Consider the following 21,032-nt stretch of genomic DNA (forward strand, 5'->3'; position numbering starts at 1 on the left):
GAAAAGACCGCCGACGGTAACGTCGGCGGTCTTTTTTCGTCAGTGCCCGTAAGCCCTCAATCGGCAGACTCGACGGTTTTCTTCGCGCCAACCTGATCGATCAAGGCTTTCAACGTCACGCTTTCGGTTTCATCCTTGCGCGCCTTCAGCCAACGCACCAGGGTCGACACCTGACATGGATGCAGCCCCTTGACCTCAAGCATGGCATCACCACGCAGCGCCGGATCAGGCGCATCCGCATTGCGCACCAGCACACAGTGCTCACTGTCAGGATCAATCACCACCAGATGCTCCTCGACCATCCCCACTTCGAGCTTGTGCGGATCGGTCATGGTCAGGATCAAGCGGCCCATGAACTGCGGAAAACCCACCAGCGGATAACGGCAATCCACCACCAGCGAATCGAGCTTGCGCATGAGCGCCTCGGACAGGTGCCATTTCATCGAACCGCGCCCCACCCGCAAAACCAGTGTGCGCACATCGTCCGGCACCAGCGGCAGCAGATCGTAGGCATCCACCCGCCCTTCAAGCACCAGTACCTCACCCGTGCGCTGGACATAATCCAGCGGTTTGATCTGACGCAAACTCGGGTAGCCCTGAACGACCCGTTCCTGCGGCTTATGCAGCAGGACATCGGTATTTCGCCGGGTTCCGAGCAGCTCGAAATCCTTGGGCAAATCGGCAGCGGGGATCTGGATCAGCCGTGCGCTGTCGGCGATGTACCACTGAACACTGGCGTCCTGCGCAGCGATCGAAATGAACGGACGATGCGCCTCGTTCGCCAGCAAGGCCTGCAAGTTGCCGATCAGATTGTCGCCATGGGCCGCCAGCCAATCATGCTGCACGCCGGTGATCAGCGGGGGTGCCTGATGTTCCAGTTGCAGCACCACCCCCTCCCGCGTCGTGCCCACAAGACCAGCACCGTCGATCCGCACATCGGCAAAACGCCAGGCAGTCCACTGTCGTTCGGGTTTGGGCAGCAATGCGGCCTGTAACAATTGCGTGCCTTTTCCGAAGGCCTGGTCGAGTTGCTCTTTATCGATAAAGGTCTGGCGCCAGACCTCGCCGCTTTCGGGTTCGAACAGCCATGCCGATTGATTGTCCGGCGTCATGCCGAGCAGTTGGAGCTGCGTCTGTTGCGCCTCACACAGCAGCAGGCGGCCTCCCACGTACCAGGCGTGCAAGCGTGCATCGCCAGCGGCATTGGCAATGCCGACAATCAGGAACTGTTCAACGGTGTATTGCCGGGCCACCGCTTCGAGCGCCAGCCACCATTGCCCTCGTCCCTTGAGCCATGGTTCGGCCAGACCCGCAAAACGCACTTCGCCGTCGGTACCGATCTCGAACGACAACCCGTCCTCGGTCCGCGCCTGATAACCCTTGTGCTCAGCAGTCACCTGTTTCAGGCCCCCAGGTTGCACCCAGCGGTGCGACCATTGGCCCTGCCCTTCCTCCACTGTGCGCTGCACCCGGCACAGGTTCTGAAGCTGGCGGTCGTAGATGACAAACACGTCGACGTCATCAGCCAGCGTCAGCAGCATCAACTCGTTCAGGTTCTGGACCGAGTCGGGCCAGCCGCGTGCATGACGACGACGCGGTACCGGCCGCACGATCAGATTGTCACGGGTACGAATCCAGGCCATGTCCCGGGCGTTCTCTTCGATCGTCCAGCAGATCGAAACGTAAGGCGCGAACTGCCAGTCGACCGTGGCATACCCCTTGTCATCGTAGACCGGTTTGGGCACCACCCACTCGCCCAGTATCGGAGCCCAGCCGGCCAGGGGAGTGCTGTCATCGAGCAGCGACTCGAAGGTCGGTTCAAGTCCGCGGGTAACCGAACTCAGCCACAGCAAGCCTTCGTGAATCAGGTAATTGAGGCGCTCAAGCGTGCCGTCTTCATGGGCATAGTCCTGCACCACATGCACGACGCCCTGACCATCGGCTTCGACGCTGCGGATCGTGCTGACGCCAGTGCGACGGAACATCAAACGATAGCGATGACTGAGCAGTCCCGTGCCAGCATCAACCTGGCAGATCTCGTAACCGAGCGGATCGTGGAAAAACGCCGAACCGCCGACCACCATCGATAACAGGCCCTCATCGTCGAACACCTCGTCGTTGCGGATGTAGAGAATCCGGTCCTGCGCGGCGTCGTACCAGCCATTGGTGTAACGCGGTGCCTTGATGTTTTCGAACGGAATCAGATAGTCGTGGATCGGCGTGTAGCGCAGCGCCAATCGATGGGCTCGCGCCAGGTCTTGCAGATGATCCTGCAGGATCTGGCCGTCCAGCCCTTTGGGCGCCTGTTCTTCCAGAAGATCCAGCTCAAGCCGTTTGTCGCCGGCAATCCGGAAGAGCCGGCCATTTTCGATCAGCAGGGAAATTTCCGGCGCTATGTCAGCCGTCACCTTGAATTCGCAGCCTTTGATACTGAATTGCCCGTTGCTGCCGAACACGATGTCCGTCTCGACGGCCCACGGCGCGACAATGATCCAGCGGTCCTTTTGTTTGCCTACTGACGTCAGTCCGACGTTGACGCCGGGGTTGAGCACGAGTGTGCATGTGCCTCCACCGCCCTGAATCCGATAGCTGATCTGCTCGTGCCATGGCTTGGGGATGACCGGCACCACCAGTTTGCGTGCCTGCGCATCGAGCGTGACGTTGATCTCGGTCGGCCGATAATCGGGGTACATCCGATAGAGGATGTAGTGGCTGGGAAACGAGTAGAACGAAAACAGGAACAGCCACTGACCGTCTGCTTTTTTCTTCTCCAGACGCCGGGCGATGTCGAAGCCCTTGTCGTGGCGCTGCGATGCAAACGGCAGGATCTGGTACTCGTAGCGGTAGCAGGTGATCGGCGTACACGGCAGGACAATGGCTTGCTCGGCCGGTGGCGAGAACTTCATCTCGGCGGGGTAGCCCAGCTCCTTGCTCAGGTTGATGGCGCGTGAATAGTCGACCTCGAATTCCGGTACACCGAAATGATCGCGCAGCGGATACAGACGAGTGCTGTCGAGCAACAGTTTACCGGCGCCCAGATCCAGACCGTTGATGATCAGCGCCGGTCGCGGTAACCAGGCACCCTGCTCGCCGCTGTAGCGATACCCGGCACCGTGATGCGCCTGCTCCAGTTCCGCGAAAAACAGCCCGACCGCTTTCGCTTCTTCTGCGATGGTTGCGAAGTTTTGCGCCAGTGCAGCCACGCCGACTGCCAGGCCACCCAGAATCACCCCGGCGCCACCCAGCACTGCAGCCGCCGTACCCGCGCCGGCGAGCGCCGCACCAAGTCCCGCCCCCGTCAGGGCCAGACTGCTGGCGTCGAATGTCAGTTGAGTGGCATAGGTCGCGATTTCGACATCGTTACGGGCATTCGCCAACTGATAGATATCGAAGCCGACATTGGCCAGCCCCAGCACGGCACCGACGCCCTCGTTGGCCACATGCCCGGCTACAGCACCGATGGCTCTGCCGGTCAATGGCTCAAGTGCTTCGCCGACCACCTTCGCACTGGTACGGGCAATCAGTTTTTCATCGCGCAACGCGGCTTGCACCAGACCGATCAGCCCTGCCACATCGACCACATTGCCATGCACCAGTTGTGCGTAGTTGACGTAGGCATGCCACTGCACCGCAGTGGTCAATGTGCGCTCGTCGCCTTCACGCCCGCGCAACGCATTCATCAGTGCCTGCACCGCAAACCCGGCATTGAGCGTGTGCACCGCTGCCGCCTCGGTCGGATCCACCACCGCGCCGGTCGCACGTTTGCGCCCCAGGGTCGAGAACAGGTCAGTCAGGTAACTCCTGATTCGCAACAGGCGATCATCCCGGCTGGTGACCATGGCCACCGACTCGCCACTCTGCGGATCGATCATGTTCACCCGATAGCCGCCCTCGGGTATCACCTCCAGCGAATCGAACAACGGCACCAATGGAGTGACCGAATCATGGCCCTCCTGCAAGCGCGAAGTTGCCTCAGCGATCTGCTCCGCCCACCAGTGATTGTCTGAAGTCAGCAGCGCACTGCCCAGTCGCGAATTCGCCATCAGCGACTGGCCGTGAGCACTGTTCACCCTCTGGCGAATGGGCCTGAACGGTTTGTCCGGCAGTGGTTCATCCTTGAGCAACTGAGCCACCTTGAAGCCGCTCGACAGCTCCAGACCGGCAACCTGCCCCCCCTGAACATCGATCAGATCGAACTGCGGCCTGCCAGCCTTGCCATACACGGCGTAGTGTTGAGCCATGTCCGTGTCCTTGAAAAATTGCTTCAGGGCCATTTTGAAGGTCGCGGGACTGTCGAATTCGAACAGGCCGAAGTTCGGATCATAGAAGTGATAAGCGTCTGCCGCCCCGTTTACAGTTCGGGCCACCAGCATCGAGTGGTTGTCCGAGTTGAGCATCAGGGTTCGGGTGCTAACAGACTCCTCGAGGGTCGCGACCACCGTGTCCAGATCGACCCGCCCCAGCGCCGTGCCGACCTCTGCGGCGTTCATGCCACGCATTTCCTCCAGTGCCCCCAGAAACGCCGTCGAGTCCGATTGCCCCGGTTCAAGTACCGTCAGGAAAAACCGCTCGCGCAATTGTCGGGTCGCTACCTCGCCCTGCGTGAGGGCGGCACTCATCGCCAACACCAGCGGAAAGCAACGTCCGCCAGCCGTGTCACCTGTTCCATGCATCAAAAGATCTTGAGGCACCAGTTTGGCGGTTCCGGCCTCGAACTGGTTCAGCACTTGCTCCACCCGTTCCTGAACCTTTTCACGGTGTTCCCGCGTCGCGACACGCTGGACCTGCGCCACCTGACGCCCCCAGTCAAACAGCGTCACGGCGTTGGCCAGCGCGTTTTTCTTCAGGCTCAGTGCGCTGACCGAGTTCGCCGGCAAGCCATCCTCGACACTTGCCATCCCTGCCAGAAACGCGGGCGCCCGACGCTGATAGAGATGCTGCTCGATCACTGCGTAACGCCCGGACGTCCCCCGCTCGCTGACGCTGTTGATCAGATTGTCCAGCGCACCGCTCAGGGCGGAAAAGCTCTGACTGTCCAGTGACTCGATGCCCACCAACGCCCCAAGCGTCAAACGCTGCAACGGGTTGAGCTGCGCAAGTTGCCAGGAGCCGGCGCCCAGACCGATCAATAGTTCATCCAGCGCGAGATTCTGGGCGATCGGACTTTTCGGGAATGCCGGTGGCCGCAGGCGAGTGTCCTGATTGCGGATGGCCTGACGATCATCGAAGCTCAGCGGCAACCTTTCAGCGAACACAACCTTGCCATCGTGGCCGCTCATCATCGCCTGGGTAAACGGTTCGCCGAGGCGCTCGGCCATGCGCTGCAACAACTCGGTATTCAGGACATGACGTCCTTCGATGAGCGGCCAGCCGAGTTCGAATTCGACGGCCGAGTGTTTTAGCAGTTCGTCGATGTTGCCGGCGTAGCGGGTTTTGTATTGGCCGTCGTGCCAACGTTGTTTTTCATCTTTTACCCATTGAACTAAATTCTCTGCGTTTTCCTTCCATGAGTGGTCCTGCTCCTCCTCGCTAGAGCGATTAACTGTCCCCAGAGGAGCGATACTCAGCTCTGGACTCAGGGTGCCGTCGTCCCGAGGTGTGAAATGAGCCCGTTCATAGTCCTGCATGCCCCGGCGCATAGCCCCTGGACCGGTCAGAAAAATCGTTACCTCCTTTTCTGGACGAATACCGTCTCTGTGGTAACCGGCGATAGCATCCGCCAGCGTATACATTTCGATTTCCCGAACAAAAGACAGCGCATTCAAAGGCCCGAGTCGGCGCTCGATTTCGACAACCGCCAGCTTTTGCATGGCACCGTGGTCATCTGGCGCGACACCTTTGGCCCTACCCACCCTGGCGACTGAGTCCATCACTGCAAAGTTGAAGCGCAGGCTCTCCTGCACCGACTGCACCATAGGTGCGCCCGGATGAGCCATCAGGTAAGCGTTGGTCACTGAACCCATTTCAGCCAAGGCACGCAGCATGTAGGAGCGTGCCAGCAGGTCGCTCGGCGCCTGGAAGACTTGACTCAACACCGGCGCGCTTTTGGCAAAAGACTCCAGCGCGGCACGATGTTCCTGGGGGATGTAGTGGTCATAACTCTTGTAACGACTGCGCAATGCCTGACGTCCGGGCATCCAGTGTGGATTGTGATCCAACAGCAGTTGAGTGATGCCAAGCTCGGCATACGGACCGAACTTGCTGATATCCAAACCGCCCAACTCCTTCAATAAGGGAGGAAGATTATCGACATCTGAGTACATTCCGCCTTCTGGCACTAATACTTCTAGCCGCACAACATCGGAACCCGCTGCAAGATTGCCGCGCAAGCGCATTTCCTGATCGTAAATGGCTTGCAACTGCATGGGTTGCGAAGTGCCGGCCAAATCGCGCAACTGCAAGTCGCCACCGGCCACCGCCTGCAGGCTCTGCAAATTGCGCTCTTTAAGCAGTTTCAGATCTGTGTCCTGCTGACCATACGCTTTGGCCAACAACTGCATTCTGGCATCGTCAGCTGATACACCGCTTGCTACAGCCTCATTGATATGAGCAAACATTTGCTGCTTCAGAACAATCGCTCGCCTTACATAGGCCTCTCCGAGTTCATATTCCGTAGCGCTATCAACTCCACCCTGCTGCATCGCGTGCGCTTTGGCGGCCTCGACAATAAGGCGAGTCGTCTGATGGACAAGCATTGCATCACTGTCATACCAGAGATTGATTTTGTATCCCTGCCCGGCCAGTATTTGTTTCCAGAGATTGATGTAATCACGCTGAATCTCGCTAATGCCCCCACCCAGCCACACGAAGTGCAAAATTTTCGGTACTTGCGTCGCAGGCGATTTAATTTGTTCGATGCTGTTAAGCAGGCGCGACTCGAAGTTTTCAACTCGGTCAGTTATTTGTGAAAGGGTGGGAGCCGATTCTGTATCAGGGCTGTGCGCCGGCTCCTGCTCCACTTCCCGGCGTACACGGCCCTGGCCAAATTCGCCCAGCGCCTGCTTGAACAGCGCCAGAGGATGCAGCAGCCGCGGCGAATCAAGCAGGCCGATGCAGGCAAAGTAATAACGGATAACGGCATCATATTGTCGGGTGTTCTTGTACGGCGACAGTGCCTGTTCAAGGTCCGCCAACTTGAACAAATTGACGAATTTTACATATTCACCATCAACGGCTTTAACTTTTGCATCTTGCATGAACCGACTTCCTTGAAACATCCAATGACATACGCACCAAAAACAAGCGCGCACCAAACACTTAGCCAAGAGAGAAATCCTCTGATGACAAACCAAAACGGTGGAACCTTAAAAACCCATCGAACGCAAAACTAGTGCAAAAGAACTTCACAGACAAACATGAAGCCATTCAAACAATGTCAGAAGAAACACCCAACAACATCAGCTCAAGATTTTTTACAACAATTAAATATGATTCCGAAAACAGGCCACGCAAAAACAGACAAGGCCGCGAACTTTCATTCGCGGCCTTGTTATTGACATCCATGTAGAGAAACAAAACGGATTACAAAAGCGCTGTCATCCGGCCGGTTTTTCCCCATACCAACGCGGCGTATACACCCACTCACCGCCCTCGCTGCGAGGGAAAGTACAGGTGGTGGACGAACCGATCAGCACCATCGTGCGCATGTCGACCTGATCCGGTGTCAGTGCGCCCAACGTTGTCACTCGCAGTGTCTGCCCCGGCCGGCCAATATCGCGGCCCAGCACTACTGGCGTTTGCGGTGTGCGATGTTGCGCAACGATTTCCAGCGCTCGCCCCAGTTGCCACGGACGGGCGCGGGAGATCGGGTTGTAGAACGCCAACGCCAGATCCGCCTCGGCGGCCAGGTCCAGGCGTTTTTCGATGATCGACCACGGCTTGAGGTTGTCCGACAGCGACATCACGCAGAAGTCGTGACCCAGCGGCGCACCGGCCTGAGCGGCGGTGGCGAGCGACGCGGAAACACCCGGCAGGATTTCCAGATCGACGCTGTGCCACGCCGGATCCGTCGACTCGTGCAACGCCTCAAGCACCGCCGCCGCCATGGCGAACACCCCCGGATCGCCGGACGAAACCACAATCACCGAACGGCCCTGAGCGGCCAGTCTGAAGGCATGGCGAGCGCGCTGCATTTCTTCGCGGTTATCGGTGCAGTGCTGCACCTGATCGTCGCGGAACGGGCCAGCCATACGCACGTAAGTTTCGTAACCCATCACGTCGGTAGCCCGGGCCAGTTCGGCCTTCACTGCCGGCACCATCAACTCGGCGGCACCCGGCCCGAGACCGATGACGGCTAGACGTCCGCGCGGACGACCGACCTGCGAAACATCCAGCGGCTGTTCGGCCACGGCGATGGCAATATCGTGGGATGTTGTGATGATTCGAGCGTCTGGGACGGCATGGATTGCCAGCTCCGCGATGTCACTCGCTGGCGCAACAAAGCGTAGCGGCACCGCCAATTCAAACGCTGCTTCACGCAATGCCGGGCTGGCCATCTGAACGTCAGCCGCCACCAGACAGGCCAGCGATTGAATCGCCACACCGGCCTGCAGCAACGCATTGCGAATCGCATCCGGCAGGTCGGCCACATCGGCACCGACCGCCACCGCCACGCTGCGCGGATAAATCAGCAACTCACTGGCGCTCGCCACGCGGGCGTCGCTGCCGACGTGAATCGAGCGCTGCGCCTGTGAATCTTCCGGCAGTTGCGCCTGCTCAAGCCAAGGCGCGGCGCCATCGATGCGCACGCTGTGGCCGGCAAGCAGATCGGACACAAAACGCTTGCCCTGCTCCAGATCGCCGAGGGCATAACCGCCGGGCGGGTTGAGCAGGCAGGTGCCAAAGCGCAATTCGCCGCTGGTGGTGATCGCCGCCGGCACTTCAAGTGCAGTCGCCATCTCACGGGCCATGACATTCACCCCGCCCAGGCCGCCGAGCAGCGGCACCACGGCGCTGCCGTCTTCAGCCACGGCGAGCACCGGTGGCTCGACGCCTTTTTCCAGCAGCAGCGGCGCCAGTGTGCGAATGACAATGCCTGCCGCGCACAGCGCAATGATCGGCGTGTCCTGTTGATACAGCTCGCGCAGCGTTGCGCCGAACTCGCTGTAAGTCAGATCAGCCCCTTCGACACGTCCTTTGAGCCCGTGGATCTGCGCAGCCGGATAGACCTGCTGAAGGCGACGGGCCGTGGCCAGCGCGCCCTGGCCGAGAATGACGATGGCCGGTGTGGAATGGGTCATCAGCCTTGCCACCGTTCGCCGGGAACAATGATCAGCGAGAAGTACGGCGACGACATCGGCTCGACCTCATCCAGCGGGACGATCTTCTGATTGGCCATGGTTGCGCGCTCGACGTACAGCGCACGCTCGGCCAGGCCCAGCTCTGCCAACACGTCGCGCACTTTCGGGAAGTTGCGCCCCAGCTTCATGATCACCGCCGCATCGGCATCGGCCAGACGACGCTTGAGCTCTTCATGAGGCAGCACGCCGGACAGCACCGACAGGCTCTGATTGCGATACACCAGCGGCGCGCCCAGCACGGAAGCACCGCCAAGCATCGAGCAAACGCCCGGCACCACTTCGGCTTCGTAACGGCTGGCGAGGCGATCGTGCAGGTACATGTAGGAGCCGTAGAAGAACGGGTCGCCTTCGCAGATCACCGCCACGTCGCGACCGGCATCCAGATGCGCGGCCACTTCCTCGGCAGCGTCATCGTAGAAATCGCTGATCACCTGTTCGTAGGACAGCGGCGCCGGCAACACTTCGGTGGTCACCGGGTACACCAGCGGCAGCAGGTTCTGCGCATCCTGCAGGTGCGCTTCAATGATGCCGAACGCGTTGCCCTTCTTGCCCTTGGCCACGAAATACGCCACCACCGGCGATTCGCGCAGCAGGCGCAGGGCCTTGACGGTAATCAGTTCCGGATCACCGGGTCCGACGCCCAGGCCAATCAAACGTCCTTTAGCCTGCATCATTCGATCTCCGTGGCGAGGGCATTGACGGCAGCGGCGGCCATGGCACTGCCGCCGAGGCGGCCCTGCATGATCACGAACGGCACGCCACGGCTGTTGGCCGCCAGCTCGGCCTTGGATTCGGCAGCACCGACGAAACCCACCGGGAAGCCGAGGATCAGCGCCGGTTTCGGAGCGCCGGCGTCGAGCATTTCCAGCAGATAGAACAGCGCGGTCGGCGCGTTGCCGATCACCACCACGCTGCCTTCCAGATGCGGACGCCACAGTTCCAGCGCCGCTGCCGAGCGAGTGTTGCCCAGCTCACGCGCAAGCTCCGGCACGCTGTCGTCGCGCAAGGTGCAGATCACTTCGTTGTTGGCCGGCAGGCGTGCACGGGTCACGCCTTCGGAGACCATCCGCGCATCGCACAGGATCGGCGCGCCCGCAGCCAGCGCATCGCGCCCGGCCTTGCCCGCGCCTTCGGAGAATTGCAGCCCGTCGATGGCCTCGACCATGCCGCAGGCATGGATCACCCGCACCGCGAGTTTTTCCAGGTCGGCCGGGATGCGCGAGAGGTTGGCCTCGCGGCGAATGATCGCGAAGGAGTTGCGATAGATCTCCTGACCGTCGCGGATGTAATCAAGCATCAAGGGGGCTCCGTGAGCGGGCGGCGAGCAGAGTCGCGGCCGCTTCGATAGTAAGGTTGTGAGCGTGCAGCGCGCCGAAACCCGGCAGAGCTGCATCGCGGAAATAGAGATCGTAGTGACCGGGGCCGACCGCCAGCAGAGTCACGGCAGCCCGATGTGCGGCGGCGCAGGAACGCGAACAGCCGGACAGGTGCACATCCACGGTGTGTGGCAACAGCGTAGCCAGCAGGCGGGCATCGTGTTTGGTGTCGGCCAAGCCTTTGCCGCAACCGTTGGAGCCGGTGCAGGCGATCAGGTGTGACAGCGGATCTTCGGTCTGGGTCAGCAGGTTCAGCTTGCTCAGAGCATCAAGCACTTGGACTGAGTCCGCTTCCCGCACATTGGGCAGCAACAGACTTTGCCAGGGTGTGAAACGGAGGCTGCCGTCGCCAAAGGTTCTGGCCAATTGCGCGGCACCTCGCAGCATGTCCGGATCGAGACGACCGAGCGCCGGTACAGCACCGACATAGACCTGACCTGCCACTTGCTGAGGATGAATGCCGATGTGCAAGCCTTCCTGCACGGCTCCACGTTGCCAATCACCTACAGCTAGCAGGCTGATCCGCTGACCGAGTTTTTCGAGGAACATCGGCGCCGGGCATTCATCCAGCAGATGGCGCATTCGTGTCTGCTCCGGTCGGGCCAGTTCGAGGAACAACTCCAGCACCGCGACCACCAGCGCATGTCCATCCGCAAGCGTCACGGCGGCCAGCGGTCGATCCGTCGGGCAACCCGCCAGACCAAATGCCAACAGCGTATCGCCGCGATCTTCGTATGCCGACAACCACAGATCGTGGGGATGTTCGAGCATCGCCAGCGCTTCACCGCCATCCAGTTGCACGGCGAACTTGGCGCTCAACTCATGGAAACGCGGATGACGTTGCAGGGTCTCGAGGATCTGCCCGGCCAATGGACGGGTATCGAAGCGCATCTGCCGGTCGATGCCGGCGGCCGGGCTGAGCATCAGGTTGCGCACATCGTCGCCCGCCGCGGTTCGCGGCCCGAGCCCGGCGGCCAGCAGGCTGTCGATCAACGCGGCGGACTGATCGCCGATGCCGCGAATCTGCAGATTGCCCCGGTTGGTCGCCTCGATCGCCCCGCCGGCAAACCGCTCGGCGGCATTGGCCACCGCATCGGCCTGATCGGCCGAGATCGAACCGCCATCGAGCTTGATCCGGCAGATACCGCCATCCAGCGCCTGGACGATACGCAGCAACCCCGGACAGGCCGAGGGGCGTATGGCGTTGGACATCGGGCGTTCGTTCAAGGGCTGGCAGCTCTGTGGGAAAGGCGCTTCGCGGGCGAAGGCGCGGTATTATGCCTGCTTTGTCCGACGGCATGAAAAGTCTGCCCGTCGGAACGGCGCGTTTGCGGACACTTTTTTGAGGGGCTACAGATGTCACCCTGGCTGACAGTAGTAGGAATCGGTGAAGACGGCTTCAAGGGCCTGGGCAAAAATGCCCGACGCGCCCTGATGGGCGCTTCGCGGATCATCGGCGGTCAGCGTCAGCTCGATCTGTTACCGGTGTGCATCCGTGGCGAGCGCCAGTTGTGGCCGAGCCCGTTTTCTCTGGCCCCGGTTCTCGAGCGCCGTGGCGAAGCGGTGTGCGTGCTGGCCAGTGGTGATCCGATGTTCTACGGCGTTGGCGCGAGTCTGGCGCGGCAGGTGCCGGACACCGAAATGCTGGTGCTGCCGGCGCCGTCCTCGTGTTCGCTGGCGGCCGCCCGGCTGGGATGGCCATTGCAGGAGGTCAGCATCCTTTCGCTGGTGGCCCGCCCGCTGGCGGCCCTCAATGGTCGGTTGTCCAGCGGCGTGCGCCTGTTGCTGTTGAGCAATGACGGACAGAGCCCGGCCGCCGTTGCGGCATTGTTGCGCGAGCGTGGATTCGGCCCCAGTCGCCTGAGTGTTCTGGAACATCTGGGCGGCAGCGCCGAACGCCGGATCGACGGCACCGCCAACGACTGGAACGATCCGGTCATTGCCGACCTCAACGTGATCGCCCTCGAGTGCCTTGCCGATCCGCAGACACCGCGCCTGTCACGCCTCGCCGGCTTGCCGGATTCTGCCTTCAAACATGACGGACAACTGACCAAACGCGACGTGCGCGCCATCACCCTCGCCCGCCTCGCCCCGACACCGGGCGAACTGCTGTGGGACGTCGGCGCTGGCAGCGGTTCGATCGGCATCGAATGGATGCGCGCTCACCCGAGTTGCCGCGCCCTCGCCATTGAGGCCGATGACGGTCGCCAGCAACTGATCGAACACAACCGCGATGCGCTGGGAGTTCCCGGCCTGCAACTGATTCGCGGCAGCGCACCACATGCCCTCGCCGGGCTGGAACGCCCGGACGCGATTTTCATCGGTGGGGGCGTTACCCGCGAAGGCGTGCTGGAAACCTGCTGGGAGCAACTGAAACCCGGTGGCCGACTGGTCGCCAACGCCGTGACCCTGCAAAGCGAAATGACCTTGATGAGCTGGCGCGAACGCCACGGCGGCGAGTTGACCCGCATCCACATCGCCCAGGCGCAGCCGCTGGGCGAGTTCGACACCTGGCGCCAGGCCTTGCCGATCACCCTGCTCGATCTGGTCAAACCCCTCGATGCGTGACGAAACCGCCGAACAACCCGCGCCCCTGCGCAGCGGCCTGACCACCGGCAGTTGCGCCACGGCCACCAGCCTCGCCGCCGCGCGCCTGTTGCTCGGCGGAGTGGTAGCGGACGCCGTGCAGATCGTGTTGCCCAAGGGCAAGCAGGTGCAGATGCGCCTGGAGTTCTGCCGGCTGACCGATGACGGCGCCGAAGCGGGAACGATCAAAGATGCCGGCGACGACCCGGACGTGACTCACGGCGCCCTGCTCTATTCACGGGTGCGGCTGAATGGCGTTCCGGGAATTCGCTTCATCGCCGGTAAAGGCGTCGGCACTGTGACCCGTCCGGGTTTGGTGCTGGGGGTTGGTGAACCGGCGATCAATCCGGTGCCGCGCAAGATGATCAGCGATCACCTGACATTGCTCGCCGAAGAAACCGGCTATCGCGGCGGCTTCGAGATAACGGTGAATGTCGAAGGCGGCGAAGCCCTGGCGCTGAAAACCATGAACCCGCGCCTGGGCATTCTCGGCGGGCTGTCGATCCTCGGTACCAGCGGCATCGTCCGGCCGTTTTCCTGCGCGGCGTATATCGCTTCGATCCATCAAGGCATCGACGTGGCGAAAACCAACGGCTACCTGCACATCGCCGCGTGCACCGGCAACGCCAGCGAAGACACCATGCGCCGGGTCTACGACCTGCCGGAAATCGCCCTGATCGAAATGGGCGACTTCGTCGGCGCCGTACTCAAGCACCTGCGCAAAGTGCCTGTGGATAAACTCAGCCTGTGCGGCGGCTTCGGCAAGATCAGCAAACTGGCGGCCGGGCACATGGATCTGCACTCGCGCCATTCGAGCATCGACCTGCCGCAACTGGCCGAATGGGCGGCGGCGATTGGCGCCGATGACGCCTTGCAGCAAGCCATTCGCGGGGCGAACACCAGTCAGCAGGCGTTGGCGATGGCCAGTGCGGCGGGCGTTGCGCTGGGCGACGAGGTCTGCCGTCATGCTCTGGAATTCGCACGCAGCGTGGTGCCGGCGCAGGTGCAGGTCGAGGTGTTTGCGATTGATCGTCAGGGCGGCATCGTTGGCCATGCGGGGGCTTTTGTATGAAACGGATTCTGTTGCTGGGCGGCGTGACTGAAGCGCTGGCCATCGCACGCACCTTGGGGCCGGAACACATCTACAGCCTGGCCGGGGTTGGCCGTGTGCCTACCGACCTGACGTGTCAGGTGCGCGTCGGCGGCTATGGTGGTGCCGAGGGTCTGGCGCAGTTCATTCGCGATGAAGGCATCGATCTGCTGCTCGACGCGACCCATCCGTACGCCGCCCAAATCAGCCAGAACGCCGCCACCGCCGCGCAACTCACCGGCATTCCCTGCTGGGCCCTGCGCCGCCCGGCGTGGCAACCACAGCCGGGCGATGACTGGCGCGAAGTCGCCGGCTGGGCCGAACTGATCACCGCCCTCGAACCCTTCCGCCGCCCCCTGTTCACCCTTGGCCGCGAACCGCTTCAGCACCTCGATGAAATCCCTGCGCACCAGTTCTGGACCCTGCGCGCCCTCGACGTTTATCCCGGCAACGAACGCTGCGAAGTCATCGGCGCCCGTGGACCGTTTCTGCTGGAGGATGAGCGGGCGCTGTTCGAACGCCGGCAGATCGACGTGCTGATCAGCAAGAACAGCGGCAGCACCGCAACCGAGCCGAAACTGGAAGTGGCGCGGGAGCTTGGGGTGCCGGTGATGGTGTTGAAGCGGCCGAGGTTGGCGGGGGTTGATCGGGAGTTCATGAGTACGTCTGAAGTCCTGGAAGCCCTCTCTACGTCAGATAATTCCTGATTTCGAGCTAATCCTTGATTTGACCGGCAAATTTTCAGGAAGCAGCTGACTGTTCGCTTTTGCCACCTCACGCCAAGATTTCGATTCCTTTAATCCCCACAGATTTGCAGCGAACAAATTCTTGAAGCGCACTGCAGCGCTCAAGAAAAATGCGGCTTGTCAGTCTGTATCCCAAGGAATACGATTTCGACATGATCGAATTTGAACGATCCCCTGCATTTGCCGATTGGCTCGACTCGATGAAAGACACCAATGGCAAAGCTCGAATCATCGCCAGAATTCGAGGTGCAGAGCATGGAAACATGGGTGATTGCGAGTTCGTTGGCAGTGCCGTTTATGAAATGCGTGTTCATTACGGTCCCGGCTACAGGATGTACTTCACACGTAAAGGTGACGTGATTTATCTGCTACTGCTGGGGGGCGACAAGTCGACACAAAAACGAGATATCAAACGCGCCATCCGGATGGCGCAAAGCATCGGTAATGAGGAGTAAGTCATGACCGAAAAATTCACCCGCTTCGACGCTGCAGAATTTCTGAAAACGCCCGAGGAAATGGCGGCTTACCTGGACGCTTGTTTTGACGAAGATGCTGGCGATGGCGTTCTCATCCGTGCAGCGCTTAATGACATTGCCCGCGCCCAAGGCATGACTCAGGTTGCGCGAGATGCAGGTCTGGGTCGTGAAAGCCTTTATAAAGCGCTGAGCAGCACTGGAAATCCGGAATTCGCGACTATCATGAAAGTCATGAAGGCGCTGGGTTTGCGGCTGCATGCCGTAGCAGGCTGAATCCTCTGCGACACCAAACCGCACGACGCTTTTTTACTTATCGGCCCTGATCAGGCTAAATAGCCGCGCCTGATCGCCCACCCTACGGACCTGTCCCATGAACCGACACCGGCTCGCATTTGCCTGGATCGCCTGCTTCGCAGTGCTGTTCAACATGCTCGCCATGCCGTTGACGGGTGCCATGGCGCAGGCGGCGCAAACGCCGGCCGAACAGTTGCTGTGGAGCAGTTTCTGCACCGGCAGCGGGACGAAGATGGTGGCGATCGACATCGGCAGCCTCGATCAGAAAGCACCGCAAAGCGGTGACAATCATTCGACCATGCAGCATTGCTGGTGCTGTTCCGGATCGGCGCCGGTGGTGGCGTTGCCGGGGCATTCGCCGCAGCTGTACTTCGCCCGATACGAAAGCAATCGCAGTGTGGCGCCCGCCTTGCTGCAATCCCCGACACCGCGCCAGCAATGGCCGAGCCTCAATCCCCGCGCCTCTCCTCTGGTTTGATTTGTTCCCGCATTTGACCTGCGTTTCAAATCGTTCTGGAGAACTGCCATGTTGAACAAATTCATCGTCATCGCTGCGCTGTTGCTGCCTGCGTGCTTCGCCCATGCCCACGAATACAAGGCCGGCGAGCTGGAAATCGCCCACCCGTGGTCACAGGAACTGCCACCGAATGCGCCGACGGTTGCCGCGTATTTCATCATTCACAATGGCGGCAAGACCGCTGACCGCCTGCTCAGCGTGGATTCGCCCATCGCCCCGACTGCCGAGCTGCACGAACACGTGATGCAGGGCGACCTGATGAAGATGCAACAGGTGCCGAACGTGGCGATCCCGGCCGGTGGAAACGTGACCTTCGCGCCGATGGCCTATCACGTGATGCTGATGAATCCGACCGACCGCAGCCTGCTGACCGATGGCAAGCGCTTCCCGCTGACGATGCACTTTGAAAAGGCCGGCGACGTAACCGTCGAAGTGGCCGTGCAGAAGAAGCCACCGCAAGACATGCCGGAACACGCGCACGCCCAGTAACCCCTTCGGCAGACTCCGCCCATGCGCCCGCGCAGCGCCAGGTCGTCCGTGCAACGCCGTCAGACTGAACACCTGACACGCGGCAGCTGGATCGCCCTGTTCGCCATGTTGATGATCTTCATCGGCCCGCTGATTTCTCAGTCGATGCCGATGGATCAGCACGCCTCGACTTCGATGCCGATGAGCATGGACATGTCGATGGACATGGCGGGCATGGATCATTCCGCGCATGAAGCGAAACCCTCGGCCGAACACTGCCCGCCGCAATCGTCGCACCATGTGTTGTGGGAAAAATGCGGCTATTGCAGCCTGCTGTTTAACTGCCCGGCACTGACCGGTGGCGGCAGTTTTGCCACGTTCAGCATCGCCCACGTCAACACCTTCACCACGCCCTCACCACGTCTGGGCCATGCCCGGCAGACTTTCTTCCCCGGCGCCCGCACCCGCGCCCCGCCCGTCGCAGCGTAAACACCCACCTCTGATTGCACACGGTTGAGAAGACAGCTTCAGGCTGCCGGCCGTGTCGTTTACGACTGTTTGATGGAAATTGTCATGTCCAGGTTTTCTGCTGTCCCACGCTCGGGTTCTGCCCCGGCGTCCTTCGCCCTGAACGAATCGCGCATTCGTTTCAGGCACGCTACCGCCGTCCTTTGCGGCGTTCTGCTGTCCCCGCTGGTCCACGCCGATGAACACGCCGGCCACACAGAAGAACTGAGCCCGACGGTGATCACCGCCATCGCCCCGAGTTCGCCGCTGACCATCGTCACCAACCCGAAAGACCCGCGCCAACCGGTGCCGGCCAGCGATGGCGGCGACTATCTGAAGACCATTCCCGGCTTCGCGCTGGTGCGCAACGGCGGCACCAACGGTGATCCGGTGCTGCGTGGCATGTTCGGTTCACGTCTGAACATCCTCACCAACGGCAGCATGATGCTCGGCGCCTGCCCCGGCCGGATGGACGCGCCGACCTCGTACATCTCGCCCGAGACCTACGACAAACTCACCGTGATCAAAGGCCCGCAAACCGTGCTCTACGGACCGGGCGCATCGGCCGGCACAGTCCTGTTCGACCGCGAGCCAGAGAGCTTCGGCGAACTCGGCACCCGCGTGAATGCCAGCGTGCTGGCCGGCTCCAACGGACGCTTCGACAAAGTCGTCGATGCGGCGGCCGGCGGCTCGCTGGGCTATGTGCGCGTGATCGGCAACACCGCGCATTCCGATGACTACCGCGATGGCAACAACGACAACGTCGCCTCGCGCTACGACAAGTGGAACGGCGATGTGGCGGTGGGCTGGACGCCTGACGCCGACACCCTGATCGAGCTGACCGCCGGCAAGGGCGACGGCGAAGCGCGCTACGCCGGGCGCGGCATGGACGGCTCGCAGTTCCTGCGTGAAAGCCTCGGCCTGCGCTTCGAGCAATCCAACATCACCGATGTGCTGGAGAAGCTCGAAGCGCAGGTCTACTACAACTACGCCGACCACGTGATGGACAACTACACCCTGCGCACGCCATCCGGCACCGGGATGATGGCAGGTCCCATGGCGTCCAACGTCGACCGCCGCACCCTCGGCGCGCGGATCAAGGCGACCTGGCGCTGGGCCGATATCCAGCTGATCACCGGCCTCGATGCGCAGACCAACGAACACCGTCAGCGCGCGGCCATGGGCATCGACGCCTACAAGGATCTGCCGCGCAACAAGGACGCTGACTTCCATAACTACGGGGTATTCAGCGAAATGACCTGGTACGCCGCCGACCGTGACCGCCTGATCACCGGCGCCCGGGTCGACCGCGCCTCGGCCAAGGATTATCGGCAGACCACCGGATCGGGAATGATGTCCCGCCCGAACCCGACCGCAGGCGATACCCGCGCCGACACCCTGCCGAGCGGTTTCATCCGTTACGAGCATGACCTGGCCGACAGCCCGACCACGCTCTACGCCGGTCTCGGCCACGCCCAGCGGTTCCCGGATTACTGGGAGCTGTTTTCGCCCAAGTCCGGCCCGGCCGGCTCGGTCAATGCGTTCGATTCGATCAAACCGGAAAAAACCACTCAGCTCGACTTCGGCGTGAACTACAAGGACGCTGACCTCGAAGCCTGGGCCTCGGGCTACATCGGCGTGGTACGCGACTACATCCTGTTCGACTACACCCCGACGATGATGGGCATGAGCACCTCCCGCGCCGAGAACATCGACGCGCGGATCATGGGCGGTGAACTCGGTGCCGCTTACAAACTCACCGACCACTGGAAAGCCGATGCGACCCTGGCCTACGCCTGGGGCAAGAACAGCAGCGACGGCAAGGCACTGCCGCAAATGCCACCGCTGGATGCACGTTTCGGCCTGACCTACAGCGAAGACAACTGGAGCGCCGGCGCACTGTGGAGGGTGGTTGCCGCGCAAAACCGTATCGACCAGAACAAGGGCAACGTGGTCGGCAAGGATTACGACAAGAGTTCGGGCTTCGGCGTGTTCTCGCTCAACGGTGCCTATCGGATCAACAAAAACTGGAAGGTCAGTACCGGCGTCGACAACCTGTTCGGCAAGGCTTACGCCGAACACCTCAACCTGGCGGGCAACGCCGGATTCGGCTACCCGGCCAACGACCCGCAAGCCATCAATGAACCGGGGCGCACGCTCTGGACCAAGGTGGACATGAGTTTCTAACCCTCAAGGGCACTCGCTCTCCTTGAGGGAGCGAGTGACAACAGACAACTAGAAGATCCAAGCCAAGCGGAGCACTCGTGATGAAACAGCCCAAACCGAATTTCTACAACCTGGCCTGGCGTTGGCATTTCTATGCCGGATTGTTCGTCGCGCCATTCATGGTGATGCTGGCCCTGACCGGCATCATTTACCTGTTCAAGCCGCAACTCGATTCGCTGATGTACAGCAGCCTGCTGAACGTCCCGGCCGGGCATCACACCGTGCCGGCCGATAACTTGCTGCAAAAGGTCAAAAGCGCTTATCCACAAGGCCAGGTCACCCAGTACCTGCCGCCAGCGAACGCCGAGCGCAGCGCGCAATTCGTGGTGAAGAACGCCGGCCATGAGCTGAACGTGTTTGTCGATCCGTACCACGGCGACATCCTCGGCGAGCAGGACGCCAAGCAGAACCTGCAAGCGCTCGCCCGGGCGATCCACGGCGAATTGATGATCGGCACCGTCGGTGACCGGCTGATCGAACTCGCCGCCGGCTGGGGCGTGGTGCTGGTAGTGTCCGGGGTTTTCCTGTGGTGGCCGCGCGGCCAGGCGGCCGGAATACTGTGGCCACGCCTGAACAGTCGCGGTCGCGTTCTGTGGCGTGATCTGCACGCCGTTACCGGTTTCTGGGGCGCCGCGTTGCTGCTGGTGATGCTGCTCAGCGGCATGACCTGGACCGGGTTCTGGGGCAAGCAGTACGCCCAGGTGTGGAACGTGTTCCCGGCGGCGATGTGGGACAACGTGCCGACCTCCGACGTCGAAGCCGGCAGCCTCAACAACGCCGCGCGCCAGACCGTACCCTGGGCCATGGAAAACACCCCGATGCCGATGTCCGGCGACCACGCCGAACACATGGCCCACGGCGGCATGCAACACGGCCCCGCCGCGCCGATCATCAGCCTGCAGGACGTGCAGAACATCGCCATCGAGCGCAAGGTCGAGCCGGGCTACAGCATCACCCTGCCGACCACCGCCACCGGCGTGTTCACCATTGCGGTGTTCGCCGACGACCCACGCAACGATGCGACCCTGCACATCGATCAGTACACCGGCAAGGTTCTGGCTGACGTGCGTTTCGAGCAATACGGCGCCGTCGCCCGGGCCACGGAAATCGGCGTGATGCTCCACGAAGGCAAGATGTTCGGCACCTTCAACCAGATCATCGTGCTGCTGATCTGCTTGATGATTCTGCTCAGCGCCGTCAGCGGCGTGGTGATCTGGTGGAAGCGTCGCCCGCAAGGAAAATTCGGCGTACCACCGCTGCGCCACGATCTGCCGAAATGGAAAACCGGCGTGGCGATCATGCTGGTTCTGGCGGTGGTGTTTCCACTGGTGGGCGCTTCGCTGGTGGTGGTGTGGTTGCTGGATCGGCTGCTGTTGTCGCGTCTGGGCCGGCAAGCTGAATCTGCCTCAACTTCATCATGAAACAGGCGAGATGCGCGACCTAGACA

15 protein-coding genes are annotated in these 21,032 nt (G+C 61.4%); 10 read left to right on the forward strand and 5 right to left on the reverse strand.

Annotation, left to right across the window (positions count from 1 at the left end; all coding sequences use genetic code 11):
- Window positions 1-56: 56 nt before the first annotated feature.
- The 5 genes from AC1RR7_RS11760 to cobG form a co-directional block, all read right to left on the reverse strand.
- Window positions 57-7,196, reverse strand: coding sequence for a TcdA/TcdB pore-forming domain-containing protein (locus tag AC1RR7_RS11760; RefSeq protein WP_493157489.1), 7,140 nt, complete (start codon window positions 7,194-7,196; stop codon window positions 57-59).
- Window positions 7,197-7,535: 339 nt separating this feature from the next.
- Window positions 7,536-9,239: a precorrin-3B C(17)-methyltransferase gene (cobJ, locus tag AC1RR7_RS11765; RefSeq protein WP_493157491.1), complete on the reverse strand. Its 1,704-nt coding sequence runs from the start codon at window positions 9,237-9,239 to the stop codon at window positions 7,536-7,538.
- The gene (locus AC1RR7_RS11770) at window positions 9,239-9,973 is read right to left on the reverse strand and encodes a precorrin-2 C(20)-methyltransferase (RefSeq protein ID WP_425220352.1); all 735 of its coding nucleotides are present in this window, start codon (window positions 9,971-9,973) and stop codon (window positions 9,239-9,241) included. Before AC1RR7_RS11770 ends, cobJ begins: the two co-directional genes overlap by 1 nt.
- Complete coding sequence (locus AC1RR7_RS11775) at window positions 9,970-10,596, reverse strand: precorrin-8X methylmutase (protein WP_096819751.1); 627 nt, start codon at window positions 10,594-10,596, stop codon at window positions 9,970-9,972. Before AC1RR7_RS11775 ends, AC1RR7_RS11770 begins: the two co-directional genes overlap by 4 nt.
- On the reverse strand, window positions 10,589-11,887 hold the full coding sequence (gene cobG, locus AC1RR7_RS11780) for a precorrin-3B synthase (protein ID WP_493065782.1): 1,299 nt from the start codon (window positions 11,885-11,887) through the stop codon (window positions 10,589-10,591). Before cobG ends, AC1RR7_RS11775 begins: the two co-directional genes overlap by 8 nt.
- A 144-nt stretch (window positions 11,888-12,031) precedes the next feature.
- On the opposite strand from cobG, the gene cbiE reads away from it, so the two are divergent.
- The 10 genes from cbiE to AC1RR7_RS11830 all read left to right on the forward strand — a co-directional run bounded on the left by cbiE (window position 12,032) and on the right by AC1RR7_RS11830 (window position 21,006).
- Window positions 12,032-13,243, forward strand: a complete 1,212-nt coding sequence (cbiE, locus tag AC1RR7_RS11785; protein WP_493157494.1) for a precorrin-6y C5,15-methyltransferase (decarboxylating) subunit CbiE — start codon at window positions 12,032-12,034, stop codon at window positions 13,241-13,243.
- Window positions 13,236-14,333: a cobalt-precorrin-5B (C(1))-methyltransferase gene (locus AC1RR7_RS11790; protein ID WP_493157496.1), complete on the forward strand. Its 1,098-nt coding sequence runs from the start codon at window positions 13,236-13,238 to the stop codon at window positions 14,331-14,333. Before cbiE ends, AC1RR7_RS11790 begins: the two co-directional genes overlap by 8 nt.
- The gene (locus AC1RR7_RS11795) at window positions 14,330-15,058 is read left to right on the forward strand and encodes a cobalt-precorrin-6A reductase (RefSeq protein ID WP_493157498.1); all 729 of its coding nucleotides are present in this window, start codon (window positions 14,330-14,332) and stop codon (window positions 15,056-15,058) included. The genes AC1RR7_RS11790 and AC1RR7_RS11795 overlap by 4 nt, the downstream gene beginning before the upstream one ends.
- Window positions 15,059-15,249: 191 nt before the next feature.
- A complete protein-coding gene (locus AC1RR7_RS11800; protein ID WP_102620223.1) occupies window positions 15,250-15,552 on the forward strand; it encodes a type II toxin-antitoxin system RelE/ParE family toxin in 303 nt (100 codons plus the stop codon).
- Window positions 15,553-15,555: 3 nt separating this feature from the next.
- Window positions 15,556-15,846 carry an addiction module antidote protein gene (locus AC1RR7_RS11805; RefSeq protein ID WP_085609233.1) on the forward strand — a complete coding sequence of 97 codons (291 nt, stop codon included), beginning with the start codon at window positions 15,556-15,558 and terminating at the stop codon, window positions 15,844-15,846.
- A 97-nt stretch (window positions 15,847-15,943) separates the two neighbouring features.
- Window positions 15,944-16,345: a DUF2946 domain-containing protein gene (locus AC1RR7_RS11810; protein ID WP_102620093.1), complete on the forward strand. Its 402-nt coding sequence runs from the start codon at window positions 15,944-15,946 to the stop codon at window positions 16,343-16,345.
- A 48-nt stretch (window positions 16,346-16,393) separates the two neighbouring features.
- Entirely contained in the window at window positions 16,394-16,873 is a 480-nt protein-coding gene (locus tag AC1RR7_RS11815) for a copper chaperone PCu(A)C (protein ID WP_493157500.1), read from the forward strand.
- A 21-nt stretch (window positions 16,874-16,894) separates the two neighbouring features.
- Complete coding sequence (locus tag AC1RR7_RS11820) at window positions 16,895-17,341, forward strand: DUF2946 domain-containing protein (protein WP_096819759.1); 447 nt, start codon at window positions 16,895-16,897, stop codon at window positions 17,339-17,341.
- An 84-nt stretch (window positions 17,342-17,425) separates the two neighbouring features.
- Window positions 17,426-19,546: a TonB-dependent copper receptor gene (locus tag AC1RR7_RS11825; RefSeq protein WP_493157502.1), complete on the forward strand. Its 2,121-nt coding sequence runs from the start codon at window positions 17,426-17,428 to the stop codon at window positions 19,544-19,546.
- An 80-nt stretch (window positions 19,547-19,626) separates the two neighbouring features.
- Window positions 19,627-21,006, forward strand: coding sequence for a PepSY-associated TM helix domain-containing protein (locus AC1RR7_RS11830; protein ID WP_273538950.1), 1,380 nt, complete (start codon window positions 19,627-19,629; stop codon window positions 21,004-21,006).
- The last annotated feature ends 26 nt before the right edge of the window (window positions 21,007-21,032 follow it).

The sequence above is a fragment of the Pseudomonas sp. GW821-FHT11G12 genome, from assembly GCF_058808055.1.